Source organism: Streptomyces sp. NBC_01198 (genome assembly GCF_036010485.1).
Classification (GTDB): Bacteria; Actinomycetota; Actinomycetes; order Streptomycetales; family Streptomycetaceae; genus Actinacidiphila.
The window spans coordinates 2,708,775-2,727,364 of the sequence record NZ_CP108568.1 but is presented as its reverse complement, the minus strand read 5'-3'; the positions used below and the strand labels follow the sequence as shown (position 1 = coordinate 2,727,364).

The following is an 18,590-nucleotide window of genomic DNA, read 5'->3' as shown; positions in this document are numbered from 1 at the left end:
CTGGGGCAGGATTGGGTGGATGAGCGAGGAAGACGACCCCGGCGCGCCCGGTGACTACGCGGAGCGGGTGCTCGACACCGTCGAGCTGATCCCGGCCGGGCGGGTGATGAGCTACGGCGACATCGCGGAATGGCTCGGCGAAGGCGGACCGCGTCAGGTCGGCCGGGTGCTCGCGCACTACGGCAGCGGCGTGCCGTGGTGGCGCGTGGTGCGGTCCGACGGCGTCCTGCTGCCGGGTCACGAGCTGCGCGCGCTGGACGCCTACCGCGCCGAGGGCACGCCGCTGCGGACCGCGGGGCCGGCCGGCGAGGGCCACACACCGCGGGTCGACATGCGCCGGGCGCGCTGGGACGGGCGCACGCCGGGCGCGGGCGGCGCCGCCGACGGCTGAGGGCCGGAACTTCATGCCGTCCAGCTTCCGCCATCCGGGGCCCGGGCACGGCATCGGCGCCCCGTACGGAGTGTCCGGCGTGTCCCGGGGGCGCCTGCGGGGCGCGCGACGCACGGCGTAGCGTCGGGCGGACCGCGCCCCCGGGCCACCCCGTCTCCGTGACCGCACCACCGCTCAAGCCTCCGACGAACCGGCGAACCACGTGATCCTGTCTCCTCCACCCGCCCCGGCGGCCTCTGCGGCCGTCGGCTACCGACTGCTGCGGACGCCCCCGTCACCCGTACGGCCCCCTGTGCTGGACGCGGCACAGCGGGCGGTGGTTGAGCACCGGGACGGGCCGCTGCTGGTGCTCGCCGGGCCGGGTACCGGCAAGACCACCACGCTGATCGAATCGGTGCTGGCCAGGGTGGCGGCCGGCACCGCGCCCGAACGCGTCCTGGTCCTCACCTTCAGCCGCAGGGCGGCGGTCGACCTGCGCGACCGGATGGCCGCGCGCGGCCTCGGCGGGCTCACGGCGAGCACCTTCCACTCGTTCTGCTACGCCCTGATCCGCGAGCACCAGCCCGCGGAGGCCTTCCAGGAGCCGGTCAGGCTGCTGTCAGGCCCCGAGCAGGACCTGCTGGTCCGCGAGCTGCTTGCGGGCCAGGCGGTGCTGGAACGGGAGGGCCTCGGCCGGGTGCGCTGGCCCGACGACCTGCGGGCCGCGCTCACCACCAGGGGCTTCGCCGACGAGGTGCGGGCGGTGCTGGCCCGCACCCGCGAGCTGGGCCTCGGCCCGGCCGCGCTCACCGACTTCGCGCACCGCATCGGGCGCCCCGACTGGACGGCGGCGGCCGCCTTCCTCGACGAGTACCTGGAGGTCACCGAGCTCGGCGGGATGGTCGACTACACCGAGCTGGTGCACCGGGCGGTGCTGCTGGCCCGGCGGCCGGAGATCCACCAGGAGCTCGCGCGGCGCTACGACGCGGTCTACGTCGACGAGTACCAGGACACCGACCCGGCGCAGGTGCGGCTGCTGCGGGCGCTGGCCGGGCAGGGCCGCACCCTGGTCGCCTTCGGCGACCCCGACCAGTCCGTCTACGCCTTCCGCGGCGCCGACATCAACGGCATCCTCGGCTTCCCCGAGCAGTTCCCGCGCCGCGACGGCCGGCCCGCGCCCGTCGGCGTCCTGCGCGTCTCCCGGCGGGCCCGCGCCGGACTGCTGACCGCCACCCGCCAGCTCACCGCCCGCATGCCGATGCCCCGGCTCCCGGCTGCGGCGGTCCGCGCCCACCGCTCCCTGACCGCCGAGGCCGAGGGCGGCGCCGTGGCCGTTCGCACCTACCCGACGGCGGGCGCCGAGGTCGAATCCATCGCCGACACCCTGCGCCGCGCCCACCTGGAGGACGGCCAGCCCTGGCACACGATGGCCGTCCTCACCCGCACGTCCGCCGCCCTGGCCCCCCTCCGCCGCGCCCTCACCTCCGCCGGCGTCCCCATCGACCTCCCCCCCTCCACCACCCCCCTCCACACCGACCCGGCCGTCACCCCCCTCCTCCTCGCCCTCCACATCGCCGCCACCTCCCTCCTCCCCCCATCGGAGGCCCCCGGCGCGGCCGCCGGTGGCCCGGACGCGTCGCCCGATCCGTTTTCCTCCGCGTCCTCCCGGGTTCCCGGGGAGTCGTCGTCGCGGAGCATCCCCGGCGACCCGGGGGAGAGCGGACCCGCCGGGGCGTCCGGGGGGATCCGGGTGGGGGTCGAGGAGGCGTTGACGCTGCTCGGGTCGCCGCTCGGCGGGATGGACGCCGCCGACTTGCGGCGGCTGGGGCGGGCGCTGCGCGACGAGGAGCGCACGACGGGTGTGGCAGTGCCACGCCCGTCGGACGTGCTGATCGCCGAAGCCGTCGCCGAGCCGGAAAGGCTCGTCGCCCACGACCCGTCGTACGCCCGTGGCGCCCGCCGCGTCGGCGCGCTGCTGCGGGCGGCCCGCGACACCCTGGCCGGCGGCGGCACCGCCGAGGACGCCCTGTGGACGCTGTGGAACGGCACCCCCTGGTCGGCCCGCCTGGAGCGGGCCGCCCTGCGCGGCGGCGCGGCGGGCCGCAACGCCGACCGCGACCTCGACGCGGTGTGCGCGCTGTTCGAGACCGCGGCCCGCGCGGAGGAGCGCACCGGCGGCCGTGGCGCCCTGAACCTCCTGGAGGAGCTGTCCGCCCAGGACATCGCGGCCGACACGCTCGGCGGCCGTACCGTACGGCCGGACGCCGTCCAGCTGATGACGGCGCACCGCGCCAAGGGCCTGGAGTGGCGGCTCGTGGTGGTCGCGGGCGTGCAGGAGGGCGTATGGCCCGACCTGCGCCGCCGCGGCTCGCTGCTTGAGGCGGACCGCATCGGCAGGGACGGCATCGCCCCGCCGCTGAGCCAGGGCGCGCTGCTGGCCGAGGAGCGCCGGCTGTTCTACGTCGCGGCCACCCGCGCCCGCGATCGCCTGCTGGTCACGGCCGTGAAGTCCGCGTCCGACGACGGCGACCAGCCGTCCCGCTTCCTGGCCGAACTGGGCGTCACACCGCAGGACGTGACGCACCGCCCGCGCCGCCCGCTGGCGGTGTCCGCACTGGTGGCGGAGCTGCGCGCGACCACCGTCGACCCGGCGGCCTCGCCGGCGCTGCGCGAGGCCGCGGCCCGCAGGCTCGCCCGGCTCGCGGCGCTGAGCGACGACGGCCACCCGCTGGTCCCCGCCGCGCACCCGGACCGCTGGTGGGGCCTGTACGAGCCGACCGCCTCCGCCGTGCCGCTGCGGGACCGCGACCAGCCGGTGGCGCTGTCCGGCAGCGCGCTCGACCAGCTCGCCAACACCTGCGCCCTGCAGTGGTTCCTGGGCCGCGAGGTCAAGGCGGAACCACCCGCCACCGCGGCCCAGGGCTTCGGCAACGTCGTGCACGTGCTGGCCGACGAGGTCGCCTCGGGGCGCGCCCCGGCCGACCTGGACGTGCTGATGGCCCGGCTGGACTCCGTGTGGGACGCGCTCGCGTTCGACGCGCCCTGGAAGTCCCGGCAGGAGAAGGACAACGTGCGCGCCGCCCTGGAGAGGTTCCTGCGCTGGCACGTGATGGAGCGCGGCCGCACCGCGGTCGCCACCGAGCACGACTTCGACGTCACCCTCGCCGCGGGCGACGCCCGCGTCCGTATCCGCGGCAGCATGGACCGGGTCGAGACCGATGCGCAGGGCGCGGCCTATGTCGTGGACTTCAAGACCGGCCGCAGCAAGCCGACCGCCGCCGAGGTGGCGCACCACCCGCAGCTCGCGGTCTACCAGCTGGCCCTGCGCGAAGGCGCCGTCGACAAGCTCTTCGGCGGGCAGCCGCCGCCCACGGGCGGCGCGGAACTCGTGCAGCTGCGGCTCGGCGCGACCCGCAAGGAGGGCGGCGAGACCGTACCTGCGGTGCAGCGGCAGGAACCCCTCGCGGGCGAGTGGGCAGAGGAGTTGCTCGCCACCGCGGCCGGCCGGGTGCTCGACGAGAGCTTCACTCCGGCGGCCGGCCAGCACTGCACGCACTGCGCCTTCCGCGCCGCCTGCACGGCCCGTCCCGAGGGCCGGCACGTCGTGGAGTGAGTACCGGGCGCTCCCGCCCGGGCCGGGCAACTGCCCTGCCGCCGCTGTGATTGCGGTACGAGCGGCGGTGACACGCGTCTCACGCGCGCGCACGCGCATCCGCGCGACAAGAGAGGAGGGTCCGTCCGACCTGCCGCCTACCGGGCACCGGGCCTGCCCGCCGGTGTCGGCGACTCCGGATAGCCTCCATGGGGTGGCAACCCGCATCACTTCACCCGGACAGCTCGCCGAGCTGCTGGGCATCCCGTTCACCCCGGAGCAGACGGCGTGCATCACCGCGCCGCTGGCGCCCGGCGTGATCGTGGCGGGCGCGGGTTCCGGCAAGACGACGGTGATGGCCGCCCGGGTGGTGTGGCTGGTCGGCACCGGGCAGGTCGCGCCCGAGCAGGTGCTCGGCCTGACCTTCACCAACAAGGCCGCGGGCGAGCTGTCGGAAAGGGTGCGCAGGGCGCTGGCGCAGGCCGGCATCACCGACCGCGACCCGTACGACCCGGCGACGGCCCCCGGAACGGGCCAGGACCCCGACAGCGGGCAGCCCGCCGCCGACGATCCGCAGATCTCCACGTATCACGCCTTCGCCGGGCAGTTGCTCAAGGACCACGGGATGCGGATCGGTCTGGAGCCGACCGCCAGGCTGCTCGCCGACGCGACCCGCTACCAGCTGGCCGCGAAGGTGCTGCGGGGCGCGCCGGGGCCGTATCCGGCGCTCACCAAGGGCCTGCCGACCCTGGTCGGCGACCTGCTGGCGCTGGCCGGCGAGCTGGCCGAGCACCTGGTGCCCGCCGAGCAGCTGCGGGCCCACGACAGCGGGCTGGCCGCCGAGCTGGCCGTGCTCGACCCGGCCAAGCGCGGCAACGCCTGGGTCAGGGACGTCCGGCAGGCGGTCGCGGCCCGCCGCGACCTGGCCGGGCTCGCCGCGGCCTACCGCGACGACAAGCGGCGCCGCGACCTGCTGGACTTCGGCGACCAGATCGAGCTGTCGGCGCGGCTGGCGCAGACCAGGCCGGAGGTCGGGGCGCTGCTGCGCGAGCAGTACCGCGTGGTGCTGCTCGACGAGTACCAGGACACCTCGGTGGCCCAGCGGCTGCTGCTCGCCGGGCTGTTCGGCGGCCGCAGCGGGCATCCGGTGACCGCGGTCGGCGACCCCTGCCAGGCGATCTACGGCTGGCGCGGCGCCTCGGTGGCGAATCTCGACGACTTCCCGCGGCATTTCGCGCACCCCGACGGGCGGCTCGCGGACCGCTACTCGCTCAGCGAGAACCGCCGCTCCGGCGGCCGGCTGCTCGACCTGGCCAACACCCTCGCCGTCGAGCTGCGCGCCCGCCACGAGGGCGTCGAGGCGCTGCGGCCCGCGCCGGGCGCCGAGCTGGCGGGGCAGGTGCGCTGCGCGCTGCTGCCGACCCAGGCCGAGGAGACGGCCTGGCTCGCCGACTCCCTCGCCCACCTGGTGCGCACGGGCACGCCGCCCGGCGGGATCGCGGTGCTGTGCCGTACCGCGGCGCATTTCCCGGAGATCCATGCCGCGCTGGTCGCCCGTGACATCCCGGTCGAGGTGGTGGGCCTGTCCGGGCTGCTGCACCTGCCTGAGGTCGCCGACCTGGTCGCGGTGTGCGAGGTGCTGCACGACCCGACCGCCAACGCCGCCCTGGTCAGGCTGCTGACCGGCCCGCGCTGGCGGATCGGTCCGCGCGACCTGGCGCTGCTCGGCCGCCGCGCCCGGCTGCTCGTACGCCACGGGCCCGCGGGCGGCGAGGGCCGCGACCCGCTGGCGGCCGCGGTGGAAGGCGTGGACCCCGCCGAGGTCATCTCGCTCGCGGACGCGCTGGAGACGTTCCTGGACGCCGATCCGGACGACGGTTTGCCCTTCTCGGCCGAGGCGCGGGTGCGGTTCGCGCGTCTTGCGGTGGAGATAAGGGAGCTGCGCAGGGCGCTCGCCGACCCGCTGATGGACGTCCTGCACCGGGTGCTGGCCGTCACCGGCCTGGAGGTCGAGCTGTCCGCGTCGCCGCACGCGCTGGCCGCCCGCCGCCGCGAGACGCTGACGTCGTTCATGGACGTCGCGGCCGGTTTCGCGGCGCTGGACGGCGAGGCGACGCTGCTGGCCTTCCTCGGCTTCCTGCACACGGCGGCGCAGTACGAGAAGGGCCTGGACAGTTCGCTGCCGGGCGGCGAGAACACGGTGAAGGTGCTCACCGCGCACAAGTCCAAGGGCCTGGAGTGGGACGTGGTGGCCGTGCCCGGGCTGGTCGCCAAGGGCTTCCCGAGCGAGCGGGGGCGCGAGCTGTGGCCGGTCAACGCCAAGGTGCTGCCGCACGGGCTGCGCGGTGACGCGGCGACGCTGCCCGACGTACCGGAGTGGACGCGGGCCGGGCTCGACGGCTTCCGGGCCGCCATGAAGGAGCACCAGCGCATCGAGGAGCTGCGGCTCGGCTACGTGACCTTCACCCGGCCGCGCTCGCTGCTGCTGGGCTCGGGGCACTGGTGGGGGCCGACGCAGAAGGCGCCGTTCGGCCCCTCGGTCTTCCTCGACGCCCTGCGCGAGCACTGCGAGGCGGGCTTCGGCGAGATCGAGGTGTGGGCCGAGCCGCCGGCCGAGGACGCCACCAACCCGGCACTGGACGCGGTCCAGGACCAGCCGTGGCCGCTGCCGCTCGACCCGACCGGGTTGCGCAGGCGGCGCTGGGCGGCGCGGACGGTGCTGGCCTACGCGGCGCAGGAGGACGGGGAGGAAGGTCGGCCGGCGGCGATTCCGGCCGCGCGGGGCGAATCCGCGGCGATGGACGCGGCGATGGGCGCGACGATGGGCGCGACGATGGGCGCGACGGGGGTGGTCGGCAGCGGTGACCCGGCGGCCGGCGGGCTGGACCCGGCCGAGGCCAGGCTGGTGGCGTCGTGGGACCGCGACCTGGACGCCCTGGCGGGCGAGCTGCGCAGGGCGCGGGCCACCGTACGGGACGTGCCGCTGCCCGCGACGCTCACCGCGAGCCAGCTCATGCGGCTGGCCACCGACCCCGAAGGGCTCGCCCGCGAGCTGGCCCGCCCGCTGCCCCGGCCGCCGGCTCCCGCGGCCCGGCGCGGCACCCGCTTCCACGCCTGGGTCGAGTCCCGCTTCGACGCCCGCCCGCTGTTCGGGCCGGAGGAGCTGCCCGGGGTCGAGGGCGGCGACGACATCGCGGACGAGGCGGACCTTGAGGCGCTGAAGGAGGCGTTCCTGCGCACCCCCTACGCCGACCGCACGCCGTACCGCGTCGAGGTCCCGGTGCACCTGACCCTGGGGGGCCGGGTGGTCAGGGGCCGGATCGACGCGGTCTACCGCGACGCCGACGTACAGGGCCGCGGCGGCATACAGGGCTACGCCGACGTACAGGGCGATGGCGGCGTACATAGCCGCGGCGACACCTTGGGCCGCGGCGGGGGCGCCGGTGCCACGTACGAGATCGTCGACTGGAAGACCGGACGCAGCCCCGCCGCCGCGGATCCGCTGCAGCTGGCGATCTACCGGCTGGCGTGGGCGGAGCAGCAGGGCGTCCCGCTCGAACGGGTCCGCGCCGCCTTCCTCTTCGTCCGCACCGGCGAGCTGGTCCGCCCCGCGGCCCTGCCGGGCCGGGCGGACTTGGAACGGCTGCTGGCCGCCGACGACTGACCGGCGTGCACGGCACGGAGGGCCGCCCCACGGCCCCGTACCCCTGCCTCGGGGCCCGCCCGGCTACGCTGCACAGGACGCGCCCCACCTCGCAGAACGCGGCGTACCCATACCGTCACCGGGAATTTCCCCGGCCGCCGGCGGTTGGCACCGGGTGGACGACAAGGTGGTGCGCCTGCGCTGGGCACATCACGTACTGCGGGGAGATGGAAGCAGCTTTGACCGGACTCGACGCGACGGACCGACCGCTGGCACTGACCTATTCGGGGCTGGACCGGGCCGCGCACCACCGTACGGACGAGGCGTGGCTCGCCGCGGCGTGGAGCCACCCGACGACGCGGGTGTTCGTGGTCTCCGGCGGCCAGGTACTGGTGGAGGACGGGCCCGACGGCCGTACGGAACTCGTGATGACCCCGGCGTTCGACGCGCCGGAGACCGAGATGCACCGCTACTTCCTCGGTATCGCGCCGGACGGCGTGCGCTACTTCGCCCTGCAGAAGGACGCGCTGCCAGGACGGATGGACGGCGCGGCGCGGGCCGCGGGTCTGCGCGAGGTCGGCGGGCTGCTGTCGCCCCTGGAGGCCGGGCTGATGGTCCACGCGGTGGCGCTGGAGAACTGGCAGCGCATGCACCGCTTCTGCTCCCGCTGCGGCGAACGCACCGTCATCGCCGCCGCGGGCCACATCCGCCGCTGCCCGGCCTGCCTGACCGAGCACTACCCGCGGACCGACCCCGCGGTGATCATGCTGGTCACCGACGACCAGGACCGCGCCCTGCTCGGACGGCAGATGCACTGGCCCGAGGGGCGCTTCTCGACGCTGGCCGGCTTCGTCGAGCCCGGCGAGTCCCTGGAGCAGGCGGTGCGCCGCGAGGTGGCCGAGGAGGTCGGCGTGACCGTCGGCGACGACGTCACCTACATGGCCAGCCAGCCCTGGCCCTTCCCGTCCAGCCTGATGCTGGGCTTCACCGCCCGCGCCGTCTCGTCGGTCATCACCGTGGACGGCGAGGAGATCCACGAGGCCCGCTGGTTCTCCCGGGACGATCTCCGCGCCGCCTTCGCCTCGGGCGAGGTGCTGCCGCCGTCCGGCATCTCGATCGCGGCCCGCCTGATCGAGAGCTGGTACGGCGCCCCGCTGCCGCGTCCGTGACGGCCGCGGGGGCCTACCTGCGGAAGGCGGCTACGCGCCCAGCGCCTGCTTGACCTGAGCCAGGCTCGGGTTGGTCATCACGACCTCCGGACCGCCGGCCGAGGGGACGACCTGCAGCGTCGGCACCGTCTGGTTGCCGCCGTTCGCCTTCTCGACGAACTCCGCGGACTCGGGGTGCTCCTCGATGTTGATCTCGGTGTAGGCGATGCCCTCGCGGTCCAGCTGGCCCTTGAGCCGGCGGCAGTAGCCGCACCAGCTGGTGCTGTACATGGTCACGGTGCCCGGCATCGGTTTCGCTCCTTGTCGCGAGGGAATCTGGCACCAGCACAACGCGCGCCCCCCAGCGGGCATTCCGCGGCAGCCTGTGGATAACTTTCCGGCCTGTCGGCGGGACCTGGCAGAGTGGCGGTTGTGACTGCGACAACCCACGACTCGCTCTTCCCCGCGGTGCCCGACTCCGCGGACGCGGTGCTCGACGGCCTTGACCCCGAGCAGCGCGCCGTCGCGACGGCGCTGCGCGGCCCGGTGTGCGTGCTGGCCGGGGCCGGCACCGGCAAGACCCGGGCGATCACCCACCGGATCGCCTACGGGGTGCGGGCCGGCCTGCTCCAGCCGGCCAGCGTGCTCGCGGTCACCTTCACCGCGCGGGCGGCCGGCGAGATGCGCGGGCGGCTGCGGCAGCTCGGCGCCGGGGGAGTGCAGGCGCGCACCTTCCACTCGGCGGCCCTGCGCCAGTTGCAGTACTTCTGGCCGCGCGCGATCGGCGGCGAGATGCCCCGGCTGCTGGAGCGCAAGGTCCAGCTGGTCGCCGAGGCGGGCGCGCGCTGCCGCATCCGCCTCGACCGCAACGAGCTGCGGGACGTCACCGGGGAGATCGAGTGGTGCAAGGTCACCCAGACGGTGCCCGAGGACTATCCGGCGGTGGCCGCCAAGACCGGCCGTGACGTGCCGCGCGACCCGGCCGAGATCGCCCGGATCTACACGACGTACGAACAGCTCAAGCGGGACCGCGGGGTGATCGACTTCGAGGACGTGCTGCTGCTGACGGTCGGTGTGCTCCAGGACCGGCCCGACGTGGCGGACACGGTCCGCTCGCAGTATCAGCATTTCGTGGTGGACGAGTATCAGGACGTCAGCCCGCTCCAGCAGCGGCTGCTCGAACTGTGGCTCGGCGGCCGCGACGACCTGTGCGTGGTCGGCGACGCCTCGCAGACCATCTACTCCTTCACCGGCGCCACCCCGGACTTCCTGCTGGGCTTCAGGTCCCGCTATCCCGCGGCCACCGTGGTCAAGCTGGTCCGCGACTACCGCTCCACCCCGCAGGTGGTGGGCCTGGCCAACGGGCTGCTCGGGCAGGCACGCGGCCAGGCGGCGGCGCACCGCCTGGAGTTGATCTCGCAGCGCGAGCCGGGCCCTGAGCCGTCGTATGCGGAGTATCCCGACGAGCCGGCCGAGGCCGAGGGCGCGGCCCGGCGGATCAAGGAGCTGATCGGCTCGGGCGTGCGGCCCAGCGAGATCGCCGTGCTCTACCGCATCAACGCCCAGTCCGAGGTCTACGAGCAGGCGCTCGCCGACGCGGGCGTGCCCTACCAGCTGCGCGGCGCCGAGCGGTTCTTCGAGCGGCCCGAGGTGCGCGAGGCGGGCCTGCTGCTGCGCGGCGCGGCCAGGGCGTCGTCCGACCCCGATGACGCGGCGACCGTCCCTGAGCAGGTGCGTGCGGTGCTCAGCTCGCGCGGCTGGGCCTCGGAGCCGCCTGCCGGGTCCGGCGCCGTCAGGGACCGCTGGGAGTCGCTGGCCGCGCTGGTGCGGCTGTCGGAGGACTTCACCGCCGCCCGCCAGGAAGCGACGCTCAGCGACTTCGTCGCCGAGCTGGACGAGCGGGCCAACGCGCAGCACGCGCCGACGGTCGAGGGCGTCACGCTGGCGTCGCTGCACGCGGCCAAGGGCCTGGAGTGGGACGCCGTCTTCGTGGTCGGCCTGACCGAGGGCACCTTGCCGATCACCTTCGCCAAGACCGACGAGCAGGTCGAGGAGGAGCGCCGGCTGCTCTACGTCGGCGTCACCCGGGCGCGGCTGCACCTCGGGCTCTCCTGGGCGCTGTCCCGTTCGCCGGGCGGACGCGGGGGGCGGCGCCCGTCGCGTTTCCTCGACGGGCTGCGGCCGGGATCCGCGCCCCGCGGAGCCCGCGCCGCGGGCGCGGGCGGCGGCGGCGTGGAGCGCGGTTCGGGCGGGCGAAAGCGGCGCGGCCCGGTGCTGTGCCGGGTGTGCGGGCGCACGCTGTCCGACGCGGGCGAGATCAAGCTGATGCGCTGCGAGGACTGCCCCTCGGATCTGGACGAGGCGCTGTACGACCGGCTCCGGGTCTGGCGCACCGCCCAGGCCAAGGTGCTCGGCCAGCCGGCCTACTGCGTGTTCACCGACCGGACGCTGCTGGCCATCGCCGAGGTCAGGCCCGACGGCGAGGCGGAGCTGTCGTCGATCCCCGGGGTGGGCGCGCGCAAGCTCGACAAGTTCGGCGCGGACGTGCTCGCGCTGTGCGCGGGCGAGGAGCCGGGCGACGAGGCGGCGGACGAGGCGGCGGACGAGCCCGCCGGCACCCCTGCCGACGCCCCCGCCGGCAGCCCGGCGCGGGCCTCTGACGAGGGGTCGGCGGAGGCCGCGGAATCTTCTTCCGAAGAAGCCGAAAAATAGTTTGCGCATCCCGCGGAGGTCCCCATAGCCTTCACGAGCGCGGTTGAGAACGGCTCTTCCAAGAGCCCACCCGATCGTGATGTACTAGGCAAGTACGGTCCTTCATCCTTACGAGACGCCGAGAGGAGGCGAGCCCAATGACCAGCCAGCTGATCAGCATCAAACTGACCGATCGTTCGGTGATCGCCGCCTGCCCGCTCGGCATCTCGCTGCCTGCCACCGGTCTCATGTCCTCCCTGCTCCCGGTTCTGCCGATCCGTGTGCGCAGTGAGCGACCGACCGAGGCGCCCGCGGTAGCGACGGCGGCGAAGGCGAAGGCGCATGCCTTTACCTCCGCGGCTGCCGCCAACGGCGCCGGCTACGGCACCGCCAAGGGCGCAGAAGGCGCCAATGGTTACGCGAACGGACAGCAGAAGACGCAGCAGTACGGCAAGTGGGCCTTCCGCGGGCTCGAACCCTGGAGTGATCCAGCCTGATAGCGCATCAGGTCGGCACCTCAGGGCCGCGGAATCCCAGACCGGGATCCGCGGCCCTTCTGTTTTCCCCAGAAGACAGCGTCTCCACGGAGACACCACCGAAGACCGGCCGACCGGCCGACCGACAGACGAGGAACGAACCCACCGTGCCTACCGCCCAGCACGCACAGTCCGGACCCACGCCAGACCTGAGCCGCCCTCCCGCACAGCCCCCGGAGACCACCTTGCTGCCCCTCACCGAGCTTGACGACGAGATCGAGCGCCTCGGCGTGCCCGTCCCGTGCCGCACCTACGACCCGGAGGTCTTCTTCGCCGAGTCCCCGGCCGACGTCGAGTACGCCAAGTCCCTCTGCCAGACCTGCCCGGTCCGCGAGGCCTGCCTCGCCGGCGCCAAGGACCGCCGCGAGCCCTGGGGTGTCTGGGGCGGCGAGCTGTTCATCCAGGGTGTCGTCGTGCCCCGCAAGCGGCCGCGTGGCCGCCCGCGCAAGGACGCGGTCGCCGCATGAACGCCAGGAAGCTCAGGACGCCGGGAACGATCGACCGTCCCCTCCACCACGACCCGATGAATCAGGCCCCGATGACACCCTCACTCGCCGAACAGACCGCACGTACCTCCGACGCCATGGCGTCGCACCAGAACAGGACCCACGCGATGCAACTCATGCCAGAAGCTCTGGCCCGTGCCCATATGCAACAGCGCCTCTACGAGGCCGAACACGAACGCAGGGCGTCCCGCCTGCTCGCCGCCCGGCGGCTGCAGCGGCGCGCCGAGCGCGCGTCGCTGCGCGCCCGGCGGGCACTCGCCCTGGCCGTGATGCAGTAGGCAGCACACCGCCACAGCACCGATCACCACCGCACGTCCCCGCGGGGCCGGTCCGAAAGGATCGGCCCCGCGGTGCGTTATGCCGACAATTGCAGCGGGAGCGGAGGTATCGTCACCCAGTGGATCAGAAGAACGCATCGACCACGACCACCTGCGCCCGCTGCGGGGCCCGCCACGCCGGTCTGCCGGTGACCTGGACCTGCTCCGTCGAGAACGGCCGGCGAGTCTACTTCTGCGACGACTGCGCCCGCCGCCACCTGCGCAGCATCGAGAGTCGGCTGGACTCCGCCTGGTGGTAGCCGCACGGGGGACCGCCCCCGTCCTCAGGCCGACTCCGCCGTCCCCTCCGGGTCCTCGGGGTCGAAGCCGGGCAGCCACTCGCGCAGCTCCGCCCGCAGCCGCACGGTCGCGCCCAGCTGGCACAGCACCCCGATGGTGCTCAGCGTCACCCGGTGGATGAGCAGATACGACGGGGGCAGATTCAGCTGCTTGCCCAGCTGGTGGGCCGGTGAGCGCGGGTCGGCGATCCTGGCCGCCTGCGCCCGCATCCAGGCCCGGTCGAAGGAGAACTGCTCGAGCCCGGCCGGCGCGATGATCGGCTTGAGGTAGTCGAGCACCGCGTCCGAGTCCAGCTTGATCGTCGGCTTGACGAAGCCCTCCTCGCGCAGCATCGCGTGCACCTGCTCCGCGTCACCGGCCAGCGCCAGCCGCAGCGCGGTGCCGATCGGCAGCGGCAGCCCCTCAGGCAGCCGGTCGACGGTGCCGAAGTCCAGCACGCCCAGCCGCCACCCCGACGCGGGGCCGTCGTCGGTCAGCAGCCGGAAATTGCCCGGGTGCGGGTCGGCGTGCAGCAGCCCGGTGCGGGCCGGGCCCGCGAAGAGGAAGTGCGCCAGCAGCTGGCCGGCCCGGTCGCGCATCTCCCGGCTGCCCCCGGAGATCACCTCCGACAGCGGCACCCCGTCCATCCACTCGGTGACCAGCACCTGGTCGGCCTGGTGCACCACGTCGGGCACCTCGATGTCCGGGTCCCCGGCGAACTCCACCGCGTGGACGTGCTGCGCCTCGGCCTCCAGCGCGTAGTCCAGCTCCTCCGCGACCCGCTCGCGCAGCTCGGCCAGCAGCGGCTTGACGTCCATCCCGGGAATCAGCGGCCCGAACAGCCGGGCCACCCGTCCCAGCTGCGCCAGGTCCGACAGCAGCGCGGCCCCGGCGCCGGGATACTGCACCTTCACCGCGACCTTGCGCCCGTCGTTCCACACCGCCCGGTGCACCTGCCCGATCGACGCCGCCGCGGCCGGGACGTCCTCGAACTCGGCGAACAGCGAGCGCCAGTCCTTGCCCAGCCGCTCGGCCAGCACCCGGTCAACCGTGCCGGCCGGCATCGGCGGGGCGGCCTCCTGGAGCTTGGTCAGCGCGCCCCGGTAGGGGCTCGCCACGTCCTCGGGCAGCGCGGACTCGAAGACCGACAGGGCCTGGCCGAACTTCATGGCCCCGCCCTTGAGCTCGCCCAGCACCTTGAAGAGCTGGTCGGCCGTGCGCTCCTGGAGCTCGACCGCCACCTCGTCGGCCGGTCTGCCCCCCAGGCGCTTGCCGAGCCCGAGTGTGGCCCTCCCGGCGAACCCCAGGGGGAGCGCCGCCAGCTTCGCGGTCCGGGTCACCGCCTTGCGCGGAAGATCAGACATGCGCCCCTCGTTTCGCCTCGGTCACTTTCGCCATTGTGCCCCTCCCCACCGACCCCCCGGTCAAGACCGGGTCAGCATCCGTTGGCTGTCGTATTTTGCCCCTTTGCGTCCCAGAAGCCGTCTCGACCTGCGGACCGCCCTCCGCTGATCGTCACTCTGCGTGCGCGACCCCTCCAGAATGCCCCTTTCTGTCGCATCGCGTGCCGGGTTATCCACAGGCTGTGCGGAATAGTCGTTCAATATGCGTAAGAAGCGAGGTGATTCCGATGTCAACCGGCCTGGGGACGGGACGTCCCGTACGCGCAGCAGGTACCGTCGATAGCGTGTCCGCCGATCCAGCGCGAAATCTCGCGAGTCAGCCCGCCCGCGGCCACCGGACGAGCGCGGTGGAAGTACGCCGTAGCGCCCGGCGGCGCCGGACGGTGTCTGCGTACCGCGACGGCGACCGTACGGTCGTCCTCATCCCGGCCCGGATGTCGGCCGCGGAGGAGCAACGCTGGGTCGCCGTGATGCTGGAGAAGCTGGCCGCGCAGGAGAGCCGCCGGATGCCCGGCGACAACGAGCTCGCGGCCCGCGCGGAGCGCCTCTCCGAGCAGTATCTGGCCGGCCGGGCGGTGCCCGACACGGTCCGCTGGGTGACCAACCAGAATTCCCGCTGGGGCTCCTGCACCCCCTCCGAGGGCAGCATCCGCCTGTCGCACCGCCTCCAGGGCATGCCCGAGTATGTCATCGACTACGTGCTGCTGCACGAGCTCGCGCACCTGCTGGTGCCCGGCCACGGTCCGGCGTTCTGGAAGCTGCTGGAGTGCTACCCGCGCACCGAGCGGGCCCGCGGCTTCCTCGAAGGCGTCGTGGCCGCCGACCGGCTGCCGCACCCCCCGAGCGGCCGGGACGGCCGGGAGAGTCGCGAAGGTCACGAGGTCCGGGGGGAATAGCCCCTGTCGGCGCCAGCGGTTAGCCTGTCGCAACGCACCAGCAGCGAGGACGGGATGGGGGCCGGTCGATCCATGGCCAGGGAATTCCAGCGTGGGCACAAGGCCAAGATCAGTGATCTGACCGCGGGGACGGATCTCTATGTCGGCGTGTCGATCGCGGGTCCCGGCCTGACCTTCGACATCAGCTGCTTCGGTCTGGACGCCAAGGAAGAGCTGTCCGACGACCGCTACTTCATCTTCTTCAACCAGCCGAAGTCCCCCGAGGAGTCGATCCAGCTGCTCGGGGCGCAGTCCGGCGACACCGAGTCCTTCCGGGTCACCCTCGACCGCGTCCCCGCCGCGGTGCAGCGGCTGTCCTTCACCGCCACCATCGACGGCAGCGGCCAGATGTCCCAGGTCGGCCCCGGCTACCTGCGGATCGTCGCGGGCGGCGAGGAGGTCGCGCGGTATTCCTTCACCGGCGCGGAGTTCAGCACCGAGCGGGCCGTGATGCTCGCCGACATCTACCTCAAGGACGTCTGGCGCTTCGCCGCGGTCGGCCAGGGCTTCGACGGCGGTCTCGCCGCGCTGCTGCAGAACTTCGGCGGCGAGGTCGCCGAGGAGGAGCCGGCCCCGCCGCAGGCCCAGGCCCCGGGCTTCGCACCGCCCGCGGCCGGCGCACCCGCCCCCGGCTTCGCGCCGCCGCCCGGCGGACCGCCCCCGGCCCCCGCGCCCGCCTTCGGCGCGCCCCCGCCCGCCCCGGCCCCCGCGCCGCCCGCCTTCGGCACGCCGCCCGGCGGACCGTCGGTGCACCAGGCGCCCACCATGGTCGCGCCGCTGGCGCCCGCCCCCGGCCAGCCGGCGCCGCCGCCCTTCGGCCAGGTCCCGCCACCCGGACCGACCCCGGGCCAGATTCCCGGCCAGCCCACCCCGCCGGGACCGCCCGGATTCGCCCAGCCCCCCTTCGGCCAGCAGCAGCCGCCCGGATACGGAGCGCAGCCCGGCTTCGGCCAGCCGGCCGCCGGATACGCCCCGCCGCCGACGCCCACGCAGGGCGCGGGCCTGGCCGTCGGCATGCAGAAGTATCGCGAGCTGCCCACCGGACAGCGCTGGACGCAGCAGAATCCCAAGCTGGTGCGCGCCGACCTGAGCCAGGCCGGCGGCCAGCCGGTGCTCGCCCGCCAGGGCAGCATGGTGCTCTACCAGGGCAAGGTCGACTTCGGCTACAAGGGCGCGGGCTTCACCGGCCGGATCGTCGGCAACATGACCGGCCAGGAGATGCAGCTGATGCGCTGCACGGGCGGCGGCCAGGTGTTCTTCGCCGAGAACGCCGCCTATCTGCACCCGATCGAGCTGCAGGGCGACGCCATCTGCGTCTCCGCGGAGAATGTGCTGGCCTTCGACGAGAGCCTGCAGCACGAGGTGCGCAGGATCGACGGCCACGGCATCCCCGGCGGCGCGCTGTTCACCATGCAGTTCCAGGGCACCGGCACGGTGATCGTGAAGACCCACGGCACCCCGGTCGTCCTGCCGGTGACGCCGACCACCTACGCCGACAGCAACGCGATCGTGGCGTGGTCGTCCGCCGCCCAGGTGATCGTCTCCAGCCAGGTGCGGCTGCGCAGGACCGCCTACCCCGGCCACAGCGGCGAGACCGTGAACCTCCAGTTCCGCGGCGCTCCCGGCAACTTCATCGTCGTCCAGCCCTACGAGGTGTGACCCGTCATGGACCAGCAGATGATCGCGGGCTACGCACCGACCCCGGTCGCCGCCCGGATGGAGAACCACGGCTCCTCGATGCTCAAGGTCGCGATGACGACCGGCCAGGACCTCTTCGCGTGTACCGGCTCGATGGTCGCCTACGAGGGATTCGTGCAGTACGAGCCGAATCCGCCGGCCGTCCGGCAGATGGCCTCGGCGTGGCTGACCGGTGAGAGCACGCCCCTCATGAAGTGCAGCGGCGACGGCCTGCTCTACCTCGCCGACTACGGCGCCGACGTGGTGTGCCTGAACCTGAACAACGAGTCGGTGTCGGTCAACGGCACCAATCTGCTGGCCTTCGACGCCCATCTGACCTGGGGCGTCGAGCGGGTCAAGGGCCTGGCCAAATTCGCCGGACAGGGCCTCTTCAACGTCGGGGTGTCGGGCAGCGGATGGGTGGCCGTCACCTCCCGCGGTACGCCGATCGTGGTGGACTGCGGCCGCGGCGCCGACGAGACGTATGTGGACCCCGACGCGCTGGTGGCCTGGTCGTCGGGACTGAAGATGAAGGCCAAGCGGAGCTTCAAGGCGTCGTCGCTGATCGGGCGGGGCAGCGGGGAGGCCTTCCAGATCGCCTTCTCCGGGCAGGGCTTCGTGGTCGTACAGCCGAGCGAGGACAGCACGGACCGCCTGCGGGCCCGGGGCTGAGGGGGAGCGACACATCATGCAGAGTCCGCTTTTCGCGTTCACCGAGGTCCAGAGCCAGGACCAGTACAGCCTGCAGAACTCCTATCTGCTGCGGGTCCGCCTTGACGGCAACACCGGGCCGGACTGCCTGGCCCGCAAGGGCTCGATGGTGGCCTACCAGGGCATGATCGAATTCGACGGCGAGTACCAGCCGCACCACCAGCGCGGCGCGCGCAGGCGCACCGGCGAGGGCCTGGACCTGATGCGCTGCTCGGGCCAGGGCACCGTCTATCTGGCCAACCTCGCCCAGCAGATCCACATCCTCGACGTCGACCACGACGGCCTGACCGTGGACAGCGCCTACGTGCTGGCCCTGGACTCCGGCCTGCACTGGGACGTCATCGCGGTCGACAGCCAGTTCGGCCTGTCCGGCACCGGGCAGTACAACCTGAACATCGCCGGCAGCGGCAAGGTCGCCCTGATGACCTCGGGCAAGCCGCTGCTGATGCCGGTCACGCCCGACAAGTACGTGTCCTGCGACGCGGACGCCGTCGTCGCCTGGTCCAGCAGCCTGCGGGTGCAGATGCAGGCGCAGACCAGCAGCAGCTCGGTCTTCCGCCGCCGCGGCAACACCGGAGAGGGCTGGGAGCTGAACTTCGTCGGCCAGGGCTACGTCCTGGTGCAGCCCAGCGAGCTGATGCCGCCGCAGAACATGCCGATCGGCGGTGGCCTGCGCGCCCAGTACGGCCTGGGCCCGCAGGGCTCGAACGCGCAGAACGGCGGCAACATCTGGTCGAACTGACCGCCGCGCCCGGCCGCCGGCCGGGACCCGCTCACCGCGA

The 18,590-nt window shown here is 73.7% G+C and carries 15 protein-coding genes; 13 read left to right on the top strand and 2 right to left on the bottom strand.

The window, feature by feature from the left end:
• The first annotated feature begins 19 nt into the window (after positions 1–19).
• The 4 genes from OG702_RS12075 to nudC all read left to right on the top strand — a co-directional run bounded on the left by OG702_RS12075 (position 20) and on the right by nudC (position 8,774).
• Entirely contained in the window at positions 20–391 is a 372-nt protein-coding gene (locus OG702_RS12075) for an MGMT family protein (protein WP_327288871.1), read from the top strand.
• A 259-nt stretch (positions 392–650) separates the two neighbouring features.
• Positions 651–3,983, top strand: coding sequence for an ATP-dependent helicase (locus OG702_RS12070; protein ID WP_327293193.1), 3,333 nt, complete (start codon positions 651–653; stop codon positions 3,981–3,983).
• 193 nt (positions 3,984–4,176) lie between these two features.
• Positions 4,177–7,626: an ATP-dependent DNA helicase gene (locus OG702_RS12065; protein WP_327288870.1), complete on the top strand. Its 3,450-nt coding sequence runs from the start codon at positions 4,177–4,179 to the stop codon at positions 7,624–7,626.
• A 206-nt stretch (positions 7,627–7,832) separates the two neighbouring features.
• Complete coding sequence (nudC, locus tag OG702_RS12060) at positions 7,833–8,774, top strand: NAD(+) diphosphatase (protein ID WP_327288869.1); 942 nt, start codon at positions 7,833–7,835, stop codon at positions 8,772–8,774.
• A gap of 30 nt (positions 8,775–8,804) precedes the next feature.
• Here the strand turns inward: nudC and OG702_RS12055 are convergent, their stop codons facing one another.
• Positions 8,805–9,062 carry a glutaredoxin domain-containing protein gene (locus OG702_RS12055; protein WP_327288868.1) on the bottom strand — a complete coding sequence of 86 codons (258 nt, stop codon included), beginning with the start codon at positions 9,060–9,062 and terminating at the stop codon, positions 8,805–8,807.
• A gap of 123 nt (positions 9,063–9,185) precedes the next feature.
• On the opposite strand from OG702_RS12055, the gene OG702_RS12050 reads away from it, so the two are divergent.
• The 5 genes from OG702_RS12050 to OG702_RS12030 all read left to right on the top strand — a co-directional run bounded on the left by OG702_RS12050 (position 9,186) and on the right by OG702_RS12030 (position 13,063).
• Positions 9,186–11,465 carry an ATP-dependent DNA helicase UvrD2 gene (locus OG702_RS12050; RefSeq protein ID WP_442814391.1) on the top strand — a complete coding sequence of 760 codons (2,280 nt, stop codon included), beginning with the start codon at positions 9,186–9,188 and terminating at the stop codon, positions 11,463–11,465.
• Positions 11,466–11,602: 137 nt separating this feature from the next.
• Complete coding sequence (locus tag OG702_RS12045; protein ID WP_327288867.1) at positions 11,603–11,941, top strand: hypothetical protein; 339 nt, start codon at positions 11,603–11,605, stop codon at positions 11,939–11,941.
• Between the two features lie 188 nt (positions 11,942–12,129).
• Positions 12,130–12,447, top strand: coding sequence for a WhiB family transcriptional regulator (locus OG702_RS12040; protein WP_079189450.1), 318 nt, complete (start codon positions 12,130–12,132; stop codon positions 12,445–12,447).
• Positions 12,444–12,764: a hypothetical protein gene (locus OG702_RS12035; RefSeq protein ID WP_327288866.1), complete on the top strand. Its 321-nt coding sequence runs from the start codon at positions 12,444–12,446 to the stop codon at positions 12,762–12,764. The genes OG702_RS12040 and OG702_RS12035 overlap by 4 nt, the downstream gene beginning before the upstream one ends.
• Positions 12,765–12,883: 119 nt before the next feature.
• Positions 12,884–13,063 carry a hypothetical protein gene (locus tag OG702_RS12030; RefSeq protein WP_327288865.1) on the top strand — a complete coding sequence of 60 codons (180 nt, stop codon included), beginning with the start codon at positions 12,884–12,886 and terminating at the stop codon, positions 13,061–13,063.
• A gap of 24 nt (positions 13,064–13,087) precedes the next feature.
• On the opposite strand, the gene OG702_RS12025 is transcribed toward OG702_RS12030, so the two are convergent.
• A complete protein-coding gene (locus OG702_RS12025) occupies positions 13,088–14,446 on the bottom strand; it encodes an ABC1 kinase family protein (protein WP_327288864.1) in 1,359 nt (452 codons plus the stop codon).
• Between the two features lie 266 nt (positions 14,447–14,712).
• Between OG702_RS12025 and OG702_RS12020 the strand changes: the two genes are divergently transcribed.
• From OG702_RS12020 to OG702_RS12005, 4 genes are all read left to right on the top strand, one after another.
• Complete coding sequence (locus OG702_RS12020) at positions 14,713–15,381, top strand: M48 metallopeptidase family protein (RefSeq protein WP_442814390.1); 669 nt, start codon at positions 14,713–14,715, stop codon at positions 15,379–15,381.
• Positions 15,382–15,453: 72 nt separating this feature from the next.
• Entirely contained in the window at positions 15,454–17,079 is a 1,626-nt protein-coding gene (locus OG702_RS12015) for a TerD family protein (protein WP_327288862.1), read from the top strand.
• Between the two features lie 6 nt (positions 17,080–17,085).
• Positions 17,086–17,769 carry an AIM24 family protein gene (locus OG702_RS12010; protein ID WP_327288861.1) on the top strand — a complete coding sequence of 228 codons (684 nt, stop codon included), beginning with the start codon at positions 17,086–17,088 and terminating at the stop codon, positions 17,767–17,769.
• Positions 17,770–17,785: 16 nt separating this feature from the next.
• Positions 17,786–18,550, top strand: a complete 765-nt coding sequence (locus OG702_RS12005; protein ID WP_327288860.1) for an AIM24 family protein — start codon at positions 17,786–17,788, stop codon at positions 18,548–18,550.
• The last annotated feature ends 40 nt before the right edge of the window (positions 18,551–18,590 follow it).

What these genes read in the sequence shown, in the direction of transcription:
- OG702_RS12015 (WP_327288862.1), top strand. Translation starts at nt 15,454, where the DNA reads ATGGCCAGGGAATTCCAGCGTGGGCACAAGGCCAAGATCAGTGATCTG.
- OG702_RS12025 (WP_327288864.1), bottom strand. Translation starts at nt 14,446, where the DNA reads ATGTCTGATCTTCCGCGCAAGGCGGTGACCCGGACCGCGAAGCTGGCG.
- OG702_RS12005 (WP_327288860.1), top strand. Translation starts at nt 17,786, where the DNA reads ATGCAGAGTCCGCTTTTCGCGTTCACCGAGGTCCAGAGCCAGGACCAG.
- OG702_RS12020 (WP_442814390.1), top strand. Translation starts at nt 14,713, where the DNA reads ATGTCAACCGGCCTGGGGACGGGACGTCCCGTACGCGCAGCAGGTACC.
- OG702_RS12045 (WP_327288867.1), top strand. Translation starts at nt 11,603, where the DNA reads ATGACCAGCCAGCTGATCAGCATCAAACTGACCGATCGTTCGGTGATC.
- OG702_RS12035 (WP_327288866.1), top strand. Translation starts at nt 12,444, where the DNA reads ATGAACGCCAGGAAGCTCAGGACGCCGGGAACGATCGACCGTCCCCTC.
- OG702_RS12010 (WP_327288861.1), top strand. Translation starts at nt 17,086, where the DNA reads ATGGACCAGCAGATGATCGCGGGCTACGCACCGACCCCGGTCGCCGCC.
- nudC (WP_327288869.1), top strand. Translation starts at nt 7,833, where the DNA reads ATGGAAGCAGCTTTGACCGGACTCGACGCGACGGACCGACCGCTGGCA.
- OG702_RS12055 (WP_327288868.1), bottom strand. Translation starts at nt 9,062, where the DNA reads ATGCCGGGCACCGTGACCATGTACAGCACCAGCTGGTGCGGCTACTGC.
- OG702_RS12075 (WP_327288871.1), top strand. Translation starts at nt 20, where the DNA reads ATGAGCGAGGAAGACGACCCCGGCGCGCCCGGTGACTACGCGGAGCGG.